The following is a 231-nucleotide window of genomic DNA, read 5'->3' as shown; positions in this document are numbered from 1 at the left end:
TACGCGCCTATCAAGAAGGCGGTATCGGCGCACTCGAACATCCCCAATCCAAAACCATGACCGAACACCGCAAAAACCCCTTCATCGCCGACAAACCCGACCACGAAAAAACACAGGCAGAGCTTATTGAAGAGTTGTGCTATATGCGCGCAGAGGTCGCCTACCTAAAGGAGTTAAAAGCCCTCAGCCAAAAGCGGACCGAAAAGGACAAAGCCAAACCGTCCAAACACT

The 231-nt window shown here is 51.5% G+C and carries 1 pseudogene; it reads left to right on the top strand.

The window, feature by feature from the left end:
• A pseudogene (locus tag ACTHTQ_RS11570) lies at positions 1–231 on the top strand (helix-turn-helix domain-containing protein); the annotation flags it as partial.

The organism is Neisseria sp. P0020.S003 (assembly GCF_051957095.1).
Lineage (GTDB): Bacteria > Pseudomonadota > Gammaproteobacteria > Burkholderiales > Neisseriaceae > Neisseria > Neisseria subflava.
Note: the sequence above shows the minus strand (reverse complement) of the source record. Positions and strands in the feature narration are given on the sequence as shown.